The following is a 15,605-nucleotide window of genomic DNA, read 5'->3' as shown; positions in this document are numbered from 1 at the left end:
CGTCAGAACCAGCCGGTGCAGCCGGGGTGGGAGGGGGGGTATCCGGAGTTGTCCACCGCGCAGGCGCGCGCGATGGGCTCGCCGTTGACCATGTGCGTATCGCTGTATCCGTATTCGACGCTGCCGGTGGAGTAGCTGTCGCCCAGGGCGTTCTCCACCCAGATGTTCGCGCCGAGACTGAAGCTGGGTGTGGTGATCCGCGCCCAGTTGGCCGTGCACTTTCTGGAGTAGAAGAGCGTCATGGTGGAGGTGCCGTGGTTGAGTGACAGCGAGGCCAGTGGCTTGGCGTCGGAATAGCACCCGTAGGTCTGGGGGTCCTTGCCGTTACAGCCGGATCCGGAGCACGTCGCCGCCGCCTGGGCGGGCGGGGCGACGGCCAGCACGGCGGGCAGCAACGACGCCAGGAGCAGGAGCCGCCCGGCGAGGCGTGGCGTGCGTGATGTGGTCACGTGGTCTTCCCTCCATCGCGAACAGGAACCACGCCATTTGTAGGCATTCGAGAGGTTGATGGGGCCGGTGCGTTGATGCGAGACAAGCGCGCATCAATCACTGACCAGCCTTTCCGTCCTCCGCCGCTAGATCGGATCTAGCGGGTGCCTTCCGCGGATCTGGCGCCTCTTCCGTGAACGGCTGAACGGAACGGAGACGACAGATCATGCAGGACCGGACAACAGGGCTGGCAATAGAGACGTCGGGTCTGGTCAAGACATTCGGCAAGAACCGCGCGGTGGACGGGCTCGACCTCACGGTGCCCGCGGGCACGGTGTACGGCGTGCTCGGCCCCAACGGGGCGGGGAAGACCACCGCGGTCAAGATGCTGGCGACCCTGCTGCGCCCGGACGGCGGCGAGGCCAGAGTGTTCGGCCACGACGTGCTGCGCGAGCCCGACGCCGTACGCAGCCGGGTGAGCCTGACGGGCCAGTACGCCTCGGTGGACGAGGAGATGACCGGAATGGAGAACCTGGTCCTGCTCGGCAGGCTGCTGGGCCACCGGAAGGCCGCCGCCAAGGACAGGGCCATGCGGCTGCTTGAGGCGTTCGGGCTGACCGAGGCCGCCGGCCGGCAGGTCAAGAACTACTCGGGCGGCATGCGCAGGAGGCTGGACATCGCGGCCAGCATCCTCAACACGCCCGACCTGTTGTTCCTGGACGAGCCCACGACCGGCCTCGACCCGCGCAGCCGCAACCAGGTCTGGGACATCGTCAGGATCGTGGTCGCCCACGGCACGACCGTGCTGCTCACCACGCAGTATCTGGACGAGGCCGACCGGCTGGCCGGGCGCATCGCGGTCATCGACCACGGCAGGGTCATCGCCGAGGGCACGCCGGGCGAGCTCAAGTCGTCGGTCGGCTCGGGGTCGGTGCACGTACGGCTGCGAGACGCCGCGCAACGGCCCGAGGCCGAGCGGGTGCTGGCCAAGGAGCTGAACACCCAGGTCCACCTGGAGGCCGATCCCGTGGCCCTCACCGCCCGCATCCCCGGAGAGGACGCGGACGCCGGTGCGGAGCGGGCCTCGCGCGCCCTCGCGGCGCTGGCCGCGTCGGGCATCGTCGTGGACGACTTCTCCCTCGGCCAGCCCAGCCTCGACGAAGTCTTCCTGGCCCTCACCGACAGAGAAAAGGAAATGGAGGAGACGGCGGCATGAGCGAGCGAAGCGAGCGAAGCGATAAGCACAGGGCGCTGCGCGAATGCGCCCCCGAGCCACTAGGCGAGGGGGTCGCATGAGCGCCACGACCACCGAGACCGGCACGTCCTTCGTCCCCGCGGCCGACACGCTGGGGGCGGTGCTGGATCCCGGGGCACGCCCGCCGCGCCCCAGCGCCCTGTCGGCCTCGCTGACGTTCGGCTGGCGGGCGATGCTGAAGATCAAGCATGTGCCCGAGCAGCTGTTCGACGTCACCGCGTTCCCGATCATGATGACGTTGATGTTCACCTACCTGTTCGGCGGCGCGCTGGCGGGCTCGCCGACGGAGTATCTGCAGTTCCTGCTGCCGGGCATCATGGTGACGAGCGTCGTGATGATCACGATGTACACCGGGGTCGAGGTCAACAAGGACATCGAGAAGGGCGTGTTCGACCGCTTCCGTACGCTGCCGATCTGGCGGCCGTCGACCATGGTCGGCTACCTGCTCGGCGACGCGTTCCGCTACACGATGGCGGCGACGGTCATCCTCGTGGTCGGGCTGGTGCTGGGCTTCCGCCCGCAGGGCGGGGTCGTCGGCGTGCTGGCCGCGATCGCGCTGCTGGTGGCCTTCTCGTTCGCGTTCTCGTGGGTCTGGACGATGTTCGGGCTGCTGCTGCGCAGCGAGAAGTCGGTGATGGGCGTCAGCATGCTGGTGCTGTTCCCGCTCACCTTCCTCAGCAACGTCTACGTGGACCCGCAGACCATGCCGGGCTGGTTGCAGGCGTTCGTCGGCGTGAATCCCATCTCCCACCTGGTCACCGCGGCGCGTTCCCTGATGGCGGGCAGCGCGGACACCGGGGAGATCACCTGGGTGCTGGTCTGCGGCGCGGTGTCGATCGTGGTCTTCGGCGCGCTGACCATGCGCCTCTACAACCGCAAATAGGTCAAAGGCGCCAGGTGACCTCATGCTCGGGCTGGTAGCGGCAGGTGGCGCCGGTGGAGACGGCGGCGCGCAGATGGGCGGCCATCGCGGGATGAAGCCGGTCGAGCTTGCGCAGCACGTCACGGATGCGGGCGGTGACCGCCTTGCGGGCGCGCTCCGCCTCGTCGCCGAGGCGGCGGTCGCGCCCGCCGAGCCCCGACGCGGAGCGCAGCTCGGCCAGCAGGGCCGCCCGCTCCCTGTCGAACTCCGCCGCCCGGCCGTCGTCTCCCCGCTCGGCCGCCCGGTCGATCTCCTCGTCGAGCAGGGCGAGCCGGCGCCGGTATCGCGTCTTGGCCTCCTCGTCGAGGACCGCGTCGCCGCCCATCCTCCGGGCGGCGACGACGAGCTCCCCGCCCTCCGGGTCGAGCAGCCGTACGGCGGGCAGGTCGGCCCCGGGGTGGCTCAGCAGGCAGTGGAGGTCGCGCAGACCCTTGGCATCAGGCAGGTGAACGGTGTGGCCGCCGAATCCCAGGGTCCAGACCGCGCCGTCCCGCCGGAACTCGGCTCCGGAGCGGCCATGCACGGGCGCGCGTTCCCTGAGACGCACCCGGCGGACGTGCTCCACGATGTGCCCCATGCCGAGCCGGCCCGCTTCGCCCTCCACGTCGTCAAGCAGCTTCCCGGCCTCATCCGCGTCGCCCGGGCGGCCCCTCCGCAGCAGCGCCTCGCCGAGATGGGCCCGCGCCTCGACGGACCACGGGCGGGCGTGGAGCAGATCGGCGGAGTGCCAGGCGGCCGTGAACCCGTCGATCGCCTCGTCCCAGCGTTCCTGCGCCGCGTCGACGAGAGCGCGCAGGAGGATCACCGGGCCGCCGATGTCCCAGCCGTACATCGAGACCGCCCAGTTGCCGAGGTAGGGGTCGAGCTCGGCCCTCGCCTTCTCGCACAGCTCCGGGTCGCGCGACCACGCGGCGACCATGGCCTGGAACCGCAGCCACAGGGGCTGTATCGAGCGCCGCGGCTCGCCTCTGGCCATGGTGTCGCGCAGGTGGCGCAGCGCGGTCGCGCCGTCACCTCTCCGCAGCGCGGTCATGGCCTCCAGCAGGCCCGGACAGGGGTGCCGGCTCCTGCGCAGCGCACGGTGGATGTCGTCCAGGTCGTCGTCGCGGCCCTGGAGCATCCGCACCGCCCAGCGGTGGTGGTCCAGCATGTACGCGAAGTGGTCGTGCCCGTGCTCGAACCCGGCGAGCTCGTCGAGCAGGGTCTCCGCCTGGCCGAAGTCTCCCGTGAACGCGGCGATGATGCTGCGGTCGCTGGCCGTGGCCATGTCGATGCGCGGCAGGTCGGTGCGGCCGCCGAGCGCGACGAACTCACGGAACTGGCCGAGATAGGCGGGATCGCCCTGCTCCAGCAGAGCCACCCAGCGCAATGCGGCGGCGATGCTCTCCATCTCCACGTCGCCCGTGCGGCGGGCCAAAGTCAGCAGCTCTCCGGTGAGCGCCACCCTCTCCGGTGCGGTGCCCAGGCCCCAGATGGCGTCGTGGAAGACCCACAGGCTGAAGGCCAGCGCCTCGTCGTCCTCGCCGCGCCGGGCGAGCAGCGCCACGTGGATGGCCAGCTCCCGGGCGAGGTGGTCGAGGGAGAGCTCCTTGTCGGGGGGCCGGCCGTCCCGGACCAGCTCGCCGTGTGCCTCCCGCAGCAGGTCGGCGCCCAACGGGCCGCCGTCGCCGCCGCAGGCCGCGTAGACGGACAGCGCCACCCGCGCGACCAACTCGGGCTCGCCGGCCTCCCGTGCGACGACGGCCGCCTCCTCGAACGCACGCCGGCCGCCGTCGGGGTCGTCCCCGTGGTAGAGCTCGCGGCCGAGTTCGAGTGCGATCACGACGCGCCGGCGCGGCTCTCCGGCGACGGCGGCCAGTTCGAGCGCCCTGCGATAGTGCCCGAGCGCCTCCTCGAAGGCCAGGCGAGCGGCGGCGCCGCGAGCCGCGGCGAGCAGCCGGTCCACCGCGCGAGCCGGCTCGACGTGGTCACCGGCGAGGTAGGCGTGCCGGGCCACGTCGGCGGGGAGCACGTGCTCGGCGAGGCCGGGCGACCGGTCGACGGCCTCGACGACCGCGGCGTGCCGCCGGGATGCCGCCTTCTCGTCGAGAGACTCGTAGAGCGTCTGGCGGACCAGGTCGTGCGCGAACGCGAACGTCTCTCCGCCCTGCGCCTCCGCACCCCGTGCTACCACGAGCCGGGCGGCCACCGCCTGGTCGAGCAGCCGTTCCACCTGCAGAACGGGAGCAGCGGCGACGGCGGCCAGCACCTGGCGATGGAACTCACGCCCGAGCACCGCGGCGGTGACGAGAAGGTCCACGACCGGCGCGGGCAGCAGGGACAGCCGGCGCAGCAGGGTGTCGCGGACACCGGGAGCGATCGTGGTGACGGAACCGCCGCTGCGCCACAGCCGCGCCGTCTGCTCGACGAAGAAGGGGTTGCCGCCGGTGCGCCGGTGCACTTCTGTGACAAGGTCGGCGGACGGGTTCCGGCCGGCGGCGCGGGTCATCAGCGCGGCGACCTCCTCGCGTTCGAGCCCGGTCAGGGGGACCGTCGTCGCCCGCGCGACCAGCGGCAGCACGAGGGGCCGCAGCGGATGGTCCGCCGACTCCACCTCCACGTCGCGGTAGGTGCCCACCATCAGCACCCGCTCGAACCAGGTGTGCTGGGCCGCGAACTCCAGCAGCCTGAGCGACGCGGCGTCCGCCCAGTGCAGGTCTTCGAGCACCACCACCAGGGGACGGCTCTGCGAGACCGCCACCAGGGCGCTCGTCACCGCGTCGTACAGCCGGAAGCCCTCGGCCACGTCGGCGTTCGGCGACTCGCCGAGCAGCGCGGCCAGTTCGGCGCCCGCCGCCTCCTCGGCCGCCGCCCACTCCCCGGGCGCGGCGCACCGCCGCAGCCCGCGCAGGATCTGCACCCATGGCCAGTAGCCCGGGGCGCTGTCGGAGTCCCAGCACGATCCGCTGAGGACCAGCGCGCCCAGACGCCTGGCCTCCTCAGCCGCGCTGGTGACGAGCGTGGTCTTGCCGATGCCGGCCTCGCCGGCGACCAGCGTCAGGCCGCCGTGGCTGCCGACCGCCCGTTCGATCTCGGCGCGCAGCATCGCGGCAGGGTGCTCCCTGCCGATCAGCCCAGTGCCGATCAGCCCGGTGCCGATCAGTTCAGTGGTCGCGCCGTCGATCCGCATGCCGACTCGAAGGTATCCGCCCGCTCCGACAATTTCCGGGCGTCCGGAGCGGGCATACGGCTCAGCCGAAGAACTTCGTAAGGATCTGCGCCAGCGCCGCCGGCCGCTGCAGCACCCCGTGGTCCTCTCCGGGCATCACCAGAAGTTCGGCGCCGGGCACGGTCGCCGCGACGGCCTTCGTCCCCTCCGCCAGGTTCGGCGCGGTCTGGTCGCCGTACACCGCCAGCACCGGCACGCCGATCGCGGCGAGCCGGTCGAACGGCATCACCCGCCAGGGCGCGCTGACCAGCACGTCGTACGGCAGGCTGGGCGCCTTGTCGGCCAGGAACGCCCATTCCTCCCCGGCCTTCATCCCGGCGATCGCCTCGGCCGGGACCCCGACCGCCTCGTGGAGGAACAACTCCACCGCGCCGTCGCGGTCGCCGGCGGCCACCAGGGCCTTGAGCCGGTCGTAGACGTCGGCCGCCGGCCTCGGCTGGTTCTCGTCGGCGCAGTACGGCGGCTCGTAGACGGCCACCCGGTCGATCGGCAGCCCGCGCATGGCCCCCTCCAGCACGAGGACGGCGCCCGAGGAGTGCCCGAACACCGAGGCCCGGCCGCCCACGTGCTCGATGACGGCCGCCAGGTCGTCGATCTCGTTCGCGACCTGGTAGTCGTCGCTCTTGTCGTCGCTGCCCACCCGGCCGCGCCGGTCGTAGGTCACGACGGTGAACGCCGACGCGAGTTCGGCGCCGAGCCCGGCCACGGTCGAGCGGTCGTTGAACGCGCCCCCGACGAGGATCACCGGCACACCCTGGCCGATCGTGTCGACGGCGAGGGTCGTGCCGTCCTTGGACGTGATGTTCTCGGTCATGTCTGTCAGCCTTTCAGGGGGCTAGCGTCGTGTGAAGGTCATGTGGGTGACGCCACTCGGGGTGGTCACCGACTCGATCCGGAAACGCTTCTCGAGCCCTTCGAGCCCGTCCCACAGGCGTTCGCCGCGGCCCAGGATGATCGGGACGACGGCGATGTGCATGTGGTCGATCAGGTCGGCGGCCAGGAACTGCCGGACGGTGCTCGGCCCGCCGCCGATGCGCACGTCGAGATCGCCCGCGGCCTCGCGGGCCTGACGCAGCGCCTCCTCCGGGGTGGCGTCGATGAAGTGGAACGTGGTGCCCCCCTCCATCTCCACCGAGGGCCGGGGGTGATGGGTCAGGACGAAGACCGGCGTGTGGAACGGCGGGTTCGGCCCCCACCATCCGGTCCAGTCGTGGTTCTCCCACGGGCCGCGCTGATGACCGAACTTGTTGCGGCCCATGATCTCCGCGCCGATGCCCTCGTTCCATGTGCGGGCCACGGCGTTGTCGACCCCCATGCTGCCACCCTTCTTCCCGAGCATCTCGCGGAAGATCTGGGTCTCGAAGAACCACTCGTGGAGTCGTCCGCCCGCATGGCCGAACGGCTCGTCGAGACTCTGACCCTCGCCCGTGGCGAAGCCGTCCAGGGAGACGGAGAAGTTGTGCACCCTGACGCGAGACATGGCTGATCTCCTGTTTCCGGCCAGTGATTGCGGATTGCAACTACTGGGAATAAGCGTAGACTAGGTGGTGGCAAAACGCAATCAGTTGGAGGTCTTGCATGCGAGACGAGCCGCGGTCGGGGTGCGCGATCAACGCGGCGGTGGAGGCGCTCGGAGACAGGTGGAGCCTCATCGTCCTGCGCGACGTGATCTTCGGCGGGCGCCGGCACTTCCGTGATCTACTCGCCAACTCGGAGGAGGGGATCGCGTCGAACATCCTCAGCAGCCGCCTCAAGTCCCTCGTCGCCGGAGGCCTGCTGACCCACGAGGACGCGGGGCGGGGACGACGGGGCACCTACAGCCTCACCGAGGCGGGCATCCAGACGGTTCCGGTCATGGTCGCGCTCGGCTCCTGGGGCCTGCGGCACCGTCCGACGACGCCGGAGCTGAGCATCCGGGCGCGGCTGCTGGAGGAAGGCGGCCCGCCCCTCTGGGAGAACCTGATGGACGAGCTGCGCGAGACCCACCTGGGCATCCCCCGTCCGGACCCCGACCGCCCGCGCGCGTCCCGACTGCTCCAGGAGGCGTACGAACGCGTCCTGGCTACGTCATCCTGACCACATGATGTTTGAGGATCAGCAGCACCCGCGCGCCCGCGTCGTCGAACTCAGTCACGTGGTCCGGCACGGCATGGTCACCTATCCCGGTTTGCCCGCACCGGAGATCACCGACTACCTGACGCGCGAAGATTCCCGCGGCCGGTACGCTCCGGGCACCGAGTTCCAGATCGGCCGCATCACGATGGTGGCGAACACCGGCACGTACCTCGACGCACCGTTCCACCGGCTCGCGGAGGGCGAGGACCTTGCCCAGATCGACCTGTCCCGGCTGGTCGACGTCCCCGGTCTGCTGATCGACGTCTCCGACTCCCCCCGGCGAGGCATCGGCGTCGACGCGTTCGAAGGCCATGACGTCCGGGGGCGCGCGGTCCTGCTGCGTACGGGCTGGGACAGGCACTGGGGCAGCCCGGCCTACGGCGACCCGCGGCATCCCTTCCTGACGGCGGACGCGGCCGCCCTGCTCGCCGAGCGGCAACCGGCCGTCGTCGGCATCGACAGTGTCAACATCGACGACATGGCGGACGGACTTCGCCCGGCCCATACCGCTCTGCTCATCGCGGGCATTCCGATCATCGAGCACATGTGCGGACTGGAACGGCTGCCGCACACCGGGTTCCGGCTCCACGCGGCACCCGTCGCCGTGTCCGGCATGGGCACCTTCCCCGTCCGCGCGTACGCCCTCGTCTTCTGATCGCTCCATACGCGACCCGAACGTCAGGCTCAGCCGTACAGCATGGGCAGGTCGACCAGGAGCACCCGGGGGTCAGATGCGGCGGCGTCGGTGAGGGCGGCGTCGAAACCTGCGCCGCTGTAGAGGGCGAGCACCGTGTCGCGGGTGTCGAGCCCCCGCGTGTGCAGTTGGTCTCTTGCCTGCTCCAGGCGCCTCAGGTGGCCTACGTTCATGATCTCAGACCACTTCGCCTCTCCCACCGACAGGAGCCGGCGCGTGTGGTTGTCCTGAGCCGCGAGGGCGATCACGTCGACCTCGATGTTCTGCCCCTTGCCACTGCCAGGGGCGATCCCCGCCGCGACCTCGGCGGCGAACTCGCCGCCCCAGTCGTGCGCGAGCGCGAACTCCCGGCACACATGCTCGAAGTGCGGGCCCACCACTTGCGACGTGAATCTCGGCCGGGCCGCTTGCCACACCCGGTCGGCCCACCCCCGCTCCAACTGACTCCACGCCGGCCGCATGATCGCCTCGTAGAACGTCACGAGCGGCTCCGCGACCCGGTAGAGCGAGCGCTTCCGTACCGGGTCGATCTCCTTGCGGATGAGCTGACAGTCCTCGAGTACGGCAAGCGGATGGGCGATGTCCGTCGCCTTGCGCTCCATGTGCCCCGCGATGCCACCGCGCGTGTTGTTCCCGGCGGCGATCGCTCCGAGGACCGCGTGATAGAGGGCCTCGTCCCGGATCTCCATTTCGTTCGTCAACAGGTATCGGGCCTCACGGAAGAGAGGCGTGTCAGGGCTGAGCACCCGCCGGATGACCCAGTCGCCGAGATCGTCGCCGGGGGCCTCGTTGCCCACGAAGCGGGTTCTGTAGGCCGGCGTTCCGCCCACGATGGCGTTCACCTGAAGCGCAAGCCGCGGATCCTCGATTCCCCAGAACCGCCGGGCCAGACGGTAATCGAACGGCTGCACCACCAGGTCAAGCGATGCCCGCCCGCGCAGCGGCGCCTGCCCGGCGAGGAGCCTGCCCATCACCGACATGGCGGACCCGGCGAGCACCAGACGCACCCGGCTGCCGGTGCCACGATGCGCGACCCGCGCGTCAAGCTCCCGCTGCAGGATCGAGGGGATCGATGGATCGGCCTTCACCAGGTACGGAAACTCGTCGAGGACGATCAACCGGTCACTGCAGCGGTCCAGCAGATAGATGATGGCCTCGTCCCAGTTCGCGAACGCCAAAGTGCCCGGCACGCCGAGATAGGTCGCCACGGCCGTGCCGAACTGGCGCAGGGCGTCCGCCGAGGTCGACTCGACGGCGACGAAGTAGAAGCCGCCGAACACGTCGGTGAGGGCCTGCAGGAGGAACGTCTTCCCCTGCCGGCGGCGGCCGCTCACCACCGCCAGTCTCATCTCCGGGTCATGCGCCTCCGCGAAGTCCCTGAGGGCGGCCCACTCGCGATCTCGATCGAAGATGTGAGCAGGCTTCATGAGATCCCCTTATAAGTACACTTCTTAGAAGTCGACTTCTAAGAAGTGTACTTATACACACCGCCGTCCTACTGCTGCGGCGCGAAGTGGGTGAGGACCTCGGGGTTGGCCATGGCGTCGGGGTTGGCGGCCTTCTCGACCGGGGTGCCGAGCAGGATCTTCCGTACGGGGACCTCCAGCTTCTTGCCCGACAGCGTCCTCGGGATGCCGGGGACCACGTGGATCTCGTCGGGCACATGCCGGGGCGACAGCTCGGTGCGCAGGGCCGTACGCAGGTGGGACGTCAGCTCGTCGGAGAGAGACGCGCCGTCGGCCAGGGTGACGAACAGCAGCAGCCTGCCCTCCTGGCCGAGCTGCCCGGTGTCGATGACGAGGCTGTCGGCGATCTCCTCGAAGCGCTCCACGACACGGTAGAACTCGCTGGTGCCCATCCGTACGCCGCCGCGGTTCAGGGTCGAGTCGGAGCGGCCGTAGATGACGCACCCGCCGTCGGGGAGGATCTTGATCCAGTCGCCGTGCCGCCAGACGCCCGGGTAGTCGGCGAAGTACGACTCGCGGTAGCGATCGCCCGAGGGGTCGTTCCAGAACATGACCGGCATGGACGGCATGGGCCGGGTGATGACGAGCTCCCCCACCTCGCCCACGATCGAGGCGCCCGCGGGGTCGAAGGACTCGACGGACGCGCCGAGGCAGCGGCACGGGATCACGCCGGCCCGGATCGGCAGCAGCGGCACCGCGCCGACGAACCCGGTGCACACGTCGGTGCCGCCGGAGAACGAGCCGAGCTGCACGTCGGGCTTCACGTCCGAATAGACCCAGGCGAACCCCTCGGGCGGCAGCGGCGAGCCGGTCGAGCCGATCCCGCGCAGCCGGTCGAGCCCCTGCGGCTTCACCCCGGCCTTCATCGACGCCAGGATGTACGGCGCGCCGGTGCCGAAGTACGTCACGCCCTCCTCTGCGGCGAGCCGCCACAGGGCGCCGGTGTCGGGGTGGGCCGCGCTGCCGTCGTACAGCAGGACCGTGGACCCGACCAGCAGGCCGCCGATGAGGTAGTTCCACATCATCCAGCCGGTCGTGGTGTACCAGAAGAACACATCGCCCTCGCCGAGGTCCTGGTGGAAGGACAGCGACTTGAGGTGCTCCAGCACGATCCCGCCGTGACCGTGGACGATGGGCTTGGGCAGGCCGGTGGTGCCCGACGAGTACAGCACCCACAGCGGATGGCCGAACGGCACTCGCTCGAACTCCAGCGGCGCGGTCTCGGCGCGCAGGTCGTCCCAGCTCAGCGCGGCATCGGGGGCGTCGTCGGGCGCGTCGGCGCCGAGCGCGGGGATCCAGACGGTGGCCTGCAGCGTCGGCAGCTTCCCGGCGATCTCGCGCACCACCTCCGACCGGTCGTACGCCTTGCCGCCGTAGCGGTAGCCGTCCACCGCGACCAGCACCTTCGGCTCGATCTGCGCGAACCGGTCGGTCACGCTGGGCGCGCCGAAGTCGGGCGAGCAGGAGGACCAGATCGCCCCCAGCGAGGCGGTGGCCAGGAAGGCGATGAGGGCCTCGGGGATGTTCGGGACGTAGGCGGCGACCCGGTCACCACGCCCGACACCCAGCCGCACGAGCCCCGCCCTGACGCGGGCGACCTCCTCACGGAGCTCGCCGAGCGAGTACTGCCAGCGGCTGCCCGATTCGTTGCGGAAAATCACCGCCGTCCGGCCGGGGTGGCCGCGCAGCGCGTTCTCGGCGTAATTCAGGGCCGATCCCGCGAACCATTCGGCGTCCGGCATCGTTCCCTGGATGACGGGCCCGTCGCCACGTGTACCGACCACACCGAAGTAGTCCCATATAGACGTCCAGAAGTCGGCCGGAGACTCGACCGACCACTTCCACACGTCCTCGTAGTCCCCCGTACGGCCCAGTCGTTCCATGTAACGGGTGATCCGGGCCGCACGTACGACGTCGGGCGTGGGTTCCCAGAGCAGAGCGCCTTCCTCGACCATGCCCCCATCTTTGCCACGCTTGAGCCGCATGTCACCCTCCCCGCCCACATAGAAAGGGTCTGTCATATGTGGGTTCTGAGCTGGTCGATCGCGACCCGGGCGGCGGCCCCGATCGCGGCGTCGGCCCGCGGCTGGTTCTGCGCGGTGCTGAGCGACCGGGTGAACACGGCCACGGCGTAGCGCCCGCCGTCGGGATACTCGACCACCCCGACCTCGTTGCGGAGCGTGGGCAACGTGCCCGTCTTGCCGCTCACCGCGACGTCGTCGAACGGGAACCCCGAGGCCAACCGGTGCGGCCACACCTGCAGGGCCATGAGGCGGCGGATCGCCGCGCAGGAGGCGGCGCCCGCCGCCTCGTCACGCCAGATCAAGGCCAGCAGCCGGGTCATCTCTCGCGGCGTGCTCCGGTTGCCCAGCGCCGGATCGAGCGCACGCAGCCGCGCCACCACCTCTGGGTCGGTGCACGCCTGGGTCACGTCCGACTGCTCCGCCACGCCCGCGTCCACCCACAGGCTGGTGAGCATGTCGCGGCAGTTCTGCACCACCCGCGTCGCCGTCAGTCCGAGGCCGTCGAGCAGCGTGTTGACCGCCTCCCGGCCCACCCGGGAGAGCAGCACGTCGGCCGCGGTGTTGTCGCTCACCGCCATCATCAGGTACGCCAGGTCGCGCAGCGACAGCGTGGCGTCGTCCAGCATCGCCGCCAGCCCGGTGCCCCCAGCCGTACGGTCCGCCGCCGGCACACCGACACGTTCGGTGAGGTCGAGCAGCCCGCGCTCGGCCTGGCGGTGCAGTTCCAGCAGCAGGGGCACCTTGAAGACCGACGCGAGCACCACCGGCTCGTCGGCCCGCAGGCCCACCTCGCGCCCGTCGTCGATGTCGACGGCATGCAGCCACCCGGTGACACCGGCGTTGCGGAACACCCGCTCCACAGGATTCACGCCGGGGCTCACGCGAGGAACCCGGTCGCGGGGCGCGGCGCCACGCGCGGCGCGGGCGGCACGCCTTCGTCCACCATGCCGGCGTTCTCTTTCAGCACCTGTACGGCCACGGCCGTGAAGTCTCGCACGTACGGCCCCGGCTCGGTCCGCCAGGCCGGGGAGCAGCGCCAGGCCAGGGGCGTGCCCGCGAGGGGCCGCCACACCACCCCCGGCACCTCGGCGGGAGCGCCGAACGCGACGGCCGTGCCGGACAGCACCAGGCCGAGGGCGAACTCCGCCCGGTCGGTGCAGATGATCTCGGTGGGGACGAAGCCCCCGCGACGGCACGAGGCCAGGGTGTCGTCGTACAGGCCGGGCTCGGCGTCCCGGGGGAACAGCACCAGGTCTCGCCCGGCCAGGTCGCCGAGGTGCACGGTCGCCCATTCGGTCAGCTCGTCGCCCTCGGCCAGCAGGACGCCCGGATGCCGGACGAGCACCGGGCCGTACGCGAGCCCGTTCGCCGCGACCGGATGGCGCAGCAGCCCGACGTCGAGCCTGCCCTCCAGCAACGCCGCGACCTGCGCGGCCGTGCCCATCTCGGTCAGCGACAGCCGTACGTCGGGGCGGCGGTCGCGAAACCCCGCGATGAGCGCGGCGAGCACGGCGGCGCCGAGGTCGGCGGGGACGCCCGCCCGCACGACCGCCGCGTCGCCGCGCGCCAGGTCGGACATGAGGTCACGCATCCGCTCGGCCCTGGCGACGATCTCGCGGGCCTCGGGCACCAGCAGCCGTCCCGCCTCGGTCAGCGCCACCCGGCGGCTCGACCGCTCGAACAGGCGCACGCCCAGCTCCTCCTCCAGACGCCTGATGCGCTGGCTCAGCGGCGGCTGGGCCATCCCCAGTCGCGCGGCCGCGTTCCCGAAATGCAGCTCTTCGGTCACAACCAGGAAGTAGCCGAGATGCCGGACCAAGTCCACGAGCTGGGAGCATATCCGAATCGCACATGAAGCGCGTTGATATCCATATTGGACATACTCCCGGCTGGTCTGCTGCTCTTGGCGTGCACTCGACTCGAAGGGGGACGCATGCGAGGGCGAAGGCGCTGGCCGTACGTCACGGCGGCGGTGCTCGTGCCGGTGGTGGCCGCGGGGGTCACGGTGTGGGCACTGCGGACGAAGGGATCGCCCGAGGAGACCGCGCGGGACTTCCTCGCGGCCTGGTCGCGCTCGGACTACGCGGCGATGCGCACGCTCGCCGCCGACCCGCCTGCCGGCTTCGAAAGCACGTACCGCCGCTTCCACGACGACCTGAAGCTCACCGGGCAGCGATTCCAGTTGACGAGCGTCCAGGACGACACCGTGCGGTTCCGGGCCCGGCTGACCGGCCCACTGCCCATCGCGTACGACGGGAGGCTCCGCCTGGTCGAGCGCGACCGCGCCTGGAAGGTGGCGTGGACGCCGACGGCCATCCACCCTCGAATGACCGACGGTATCCGGGCCAAGCTCACCACCGTGCCCGCCGAGCGCGCCCCGATCACCGCCGCCGACGGCACCCGCATCGACACGCCGGACACGCCCGGCTCCGTGCAGCAGATCGTCGAGGGGCTGCGCGAACAGTACGCCTCCCGCCTGACCGGCACCACCTCCGCACGGGCCGACCTGGTCGACAGCCGTACGGGGTCGAAGGTCGGCACGCTCGCCGAGGGCGGATCGAAGCCCGGCAAGCCGCTGACGACCACCCTCGACCTGCAGGTGCACCGGGCGGGGGCGCAGGCACTGGAGGGCGTGGACAAGCCCGCCTCGCTCGTCGCGCTGCGCCCGTCCACGGGGGAGGTCCTCGCGGTGGTCAACAAGCCGGGCGGCTACAACCGCGCCCTGCTCGGCACGTACCCGCCCGGCTCGACCTTCAAGATCGTGACCGCCTCGGCCCTGGTCGCCGGTGGCGTCACGCCCGGCCAGACCGTCGAGTGCCCGGCCGAGAAGACGATTGGCGGCTTCCCGTTCCACAACGCCGAATTCCACGACTATGGCACGCTGCGCTTCGTCGACGCCTTCGCGCACTCGTGCAACACGACGTTCGGCGACATGGCCGTGCGGCGCCTCGGCGCTGACCGCCTGTCCAAGGTGGCCGCCGACTTCGGTTTCGGCGCCAGCATCAAGATCGGGGTGCCCGCCGTGGACGCCGCCTTCCCCGCGCCGCATGACGACACCGACCTCGCGTCCGCCGCCATCGGCCAGGGGCGCGTCCTGGCCAGCCCGCTGAACATGGCCGCGGTCGCGGGCGCCATCGCCGCGGGAACCTGGCGGCAGCCCCGGCTGGTTCCGGCCTCGCTCGTCCCGGAGGGCGGCACGCCCCCGCGCGCGCTGGAGCCCGCAGTGGTGTCCGCGCTGCGCCGCCTCATGCCGGCCGTCGTCAGCGAGGGCACCGCGAGCGGCATCTCCTTCCCCTCCGGTACGGCCGGCAAGACCGGCACAGCCGAGTACGGCTCGGCGGAGAACGGCAAGAACCCTCCTACGCACTCCTGGTTCATCGGCTACAAGGGCGACCTGGCCTTCGCCGTCGTGGTCGAGGGCGGCGGCACCGGAGCGCAGGTGGCGGCCCCCGTCGCGGCCCGCTTCCTCCAAGCTCTGTGATTCTCACAGCA

The 15,605-nt window shown here is 70.9% G+C and carries 13 protein-coding genes; 5 read left to right on the top strand and 8 right to left on the bottom strand.

Going from position 1 to position 15,605, the window contains the following annotated elements:
• Nucleotides 1-2: 2 nt before the first annotated feature.
• Nucleotides 3-449, bottom strand: a complete 447-nt coding sequence (locus IL992_RS07500) for a DUF2690 domain-containing protein (protein ID WP_193202564.1) — start codon at nucleotides 447-449, stop codon at nucleotides 3-5.
• Nucleotides 450-655: 206 nt separating this feature from the next.
• Here IL992_RS07500 and IL992_RS07495 point away from each other — a divergent pair, with 206 nt between their 5' ends.
• Together IL992_RS07495 and IL992_RS07490 are read left to right on the top strand one after the other, a co-directional pair.
• A complete protein-coding gene (locus IL992_RS07495) occupies nucleotides 656-1,645 on the top strand; it encodes an ATP-binding cassette domain-containing protein (protein WP_193202563.1) in 990 nt (329 codons plus the stop codon).
• Nucleotides 1,646-1,721: 76 nt separating this feature from the next.
• Nucleotides 1,722-2,567 carry an ABC transporter permease gene (locus IL992_RS07490; RefSeq protein WP_193202562.1) on the top strand — a complete coding sequence of 282 codons (846 nt, stop codon included), beginning with the start codon at nucleotides 1,722-1,724 and terminating at the stop codon, nucleotides 2,565-2,567.
• A 1-nt stretch (nucleotide 2,568) separates the two neighbouring features.
• Here IL992_RS07490 and IL992_RS07485 read toward each other — a convergent pair whose 3' ends face one another.
• From IL992_RS07485 to IL992_RS07475, 3 genes are all read right to left on the bottom strand, one after another.
• Nucleotides 2,569-5,775 (bottom strand): ATP-binding protein, encoded by a 3,207-nt coding sequence (locus IL992_RS07485; protein ID WP_193202561.1) that lies wholly within the window; start codon nucleotides 5,773-5,775, stop codon nucleotides 2,569-2,571.
• A 61-nt stretch (nucleotides 5,776-5,836) separates the two neighbouring features.
• Entirely contained in the window at nucleotides 5,837-6,628 is a 792-nt protein-coding gene (locus IL992_RS07480) for an alpha/beta fold hydrolase (RefSeq protein WP_193202560.1), read from the bottom strand.
• 21 nt (nucleotides 6,629-6,649) lie between these two features.
• A complete protein-coding gene (locus tag IL992_RS07475) occupies nucleotides 6,650-7,294 on the bottom strand; it encodes a dihydrofolate reductase family protein (RefSeq protein ID WP_193202559.1) in 645 nt (214 codons plus the stop codon).
• 98 nt (nucleotides 7,295-7,392) lie between these two features.
• On the opposite strand from IL992_RS07475, the gene IL992_RS07470 reads away from it, so the two are divergent.
• Both IL992_RS07470 and IL992_RS07465 read left to right on the top strand, forming a co-directional pair.
• Complete coding sequence (locus tag IL992_RS07470) at nucleotides 7,393-7,890, top strand: winged helix-turn-helix transcriptional regulator (protein ID WP_193202558.1); 498 nt, start codon at nucleotides 7,393-7,395, stop codon at nucleotides 7,888-7,890.
• A gap of 4 nt (nucleotides 7,891-7,894) precedes the next feature.
• Nucleotides 7,895-8,584 carry a cyclase family protein gene (locus IL992_RS07465; RefSeq protein WP_193202557.1) on the top strand — a complete coding sequence of 230 codons (690 nt, stop codon included), beginning with the start codon at nucleotides 7,895-7,897 and terminating at the stop codon, nucleotides 8,582-8,584.
• A gap of 29 nt (nucleotides 8,585-8,613) precedes the next feature.
• On the opposite strand, the gene IL992_RS07460 is transcribed toward IL992_RS07465, so the two are convergent.
• The 4 genes from IL992_RS07460 to IL992_RS07445 form a co-directional block, all read right to left on the bottom strand.
• Nucleotides 8,614-10,050 carry an AAA family ATPase gene (locus IL992_RS07460; protein WP_193202556.1) on the bottom strand — a complete coding sequence of 479 codons (1,437 nt, stop codon included), beginning with the start codon at nucleotides 10,048-10,050 and terminating at the stop codon, nucleotides 8,614-8,616.
• 68 nt (nucleotides 10,051-10,118) lie between these two features.
• Nucleotides 10,119-12,044, bottom strand: a complete 1,926-nt coding sequence (locus IL992_RS07455) for an acetoacetate--CoA ligase (RefSeq protein ID WP_193202685.1) — start codon at nucleotides 12,042-12,044, stop codon at nucleotides 10,119-10,121.
• Between the two features lie 62 nt (nucleotides 12,045-12,106).
• On the bottom strand, nucleotides 12,107-12,982 hold the full coding sequence (locus IL992_RS07450; RefSeq protein ID WP_193202555.1) for a serine hydrolase: 876 nt from the start codon (nucleotides 12,980-12,982) through the stop codon (nucleotides 12,107-12,109).
• 8 nt (nucleotides 12,983-12,990) lie between these two features.
• Nucleotides 12,991-13,938, bottom strand: coding sequence for a LysR family transcriptional regulator (locus IL992_RS07445; protein ID WP_193202554.1), 948 nt, complete (start codon nucleotides 13,936-13,938; stop codon nucleotides 12,991-12,993).
• Between the two features lie 108 nt (nucleotides 13,939-14,046).
• On the opposite strand from IL992_RS07445, the gene IL992_RS07440 reads away from it, so the two are divergent.
• A complete protein-coding gene (locus IL992_RS07440) occupies nucleotides 14,047-15,594 on the top strand; it encodes a penicillin-binding transpeptidase domain-containing protein (protein ID WP_193202553.1) in 1,548 nt (515 codons plus the stop codon).
• Nucleotides 15,595-15,605: the final 11 nt, after the last annotated feature.

The sequence above is a fragment of the Microbispora sitophila genome (genome assembly GCF_014892245.1).
In the GTDB taxonomy this organism is placed as follows: Bacteria; Actinomycetota; Actinomycetes; order Streptosporangiales; family Streptosporangiaceae; genus Microbispora; species Microbispora siamensis.
Note: the sequence above shows the minus strand (reverse complement) of the source record. Positions and strands in the feature narration are given on the sequence as shown.

Coding starts and splice junctions, on each gene's coding strand:
- IL992_RS07460 (WP_193202556.1), bottom strand. CDS start 10,050: ATGAAGCCTGCTCACATCTTCGATCGAGATCGCGAGTGGGCCGCCCTC.
- IL992_RS07455 (WP_193202685.1), bottom strand. CDS start 12,044: ATGGTCGAGGAAGGCGCTCTGCTCTGGGAACCCACGCCCGACGTCGTA.
- IL992_RS07470 (WP_193202558.1), top strand. CDS start 7,393: ATGCGAGACGAGCCGCGGTCGGGGTGCGCGATCAACGCGGCGGTGGAG.
- IL992_RS07495 (WP_193202563.1), top strand. CDS start 656: ATGCAGGACCGGACAACAGGGCTGGCAATAGAGACGTCGGGTCTGGTC.
- IL992_RS07440 (WP_193202553.1), top strand. CDS start 14,047: ATGCGAGGGCGAAGGCGCTGGCCGTACGTCACGGCGGCGGTGCTCGTG.
- IL992_RS07465 (WP_193202557.1), top strand. CDS start 7,895: ATGATGTTTGAGGATCAGCAGCACCCGCGCGCCCGCGTCGTCGAACTC.
- IL992_RS07480 (WP_193202560.1), bottom strand. CDS start 6,628: ATGACCGAGAACATCACGTCCAAGGACGGCACGACCCTCGCCGTCGAC.
- IL992_RS07485 (WP_193202561.1), bottom strand. CDS start 5,775: ATGCGGATCGACGGCGCGACCACTGAACTGATCGGCACCGGGCTGATC.
- IL992_RS07475 (WP_193202559.1), bottom strand. CDS start 7,294: ATGTCTCGCGTCAGGGTGCACAACTTCTCCGTCTCCCTGGACGGCTTC.
- IL992_RS07490 (WP_193202562.1), top strand. CDS start 1,722: ATGAGCGCCACGACCACCGAGACCGGCACGTCCTTCGTCCCCGCGGCC.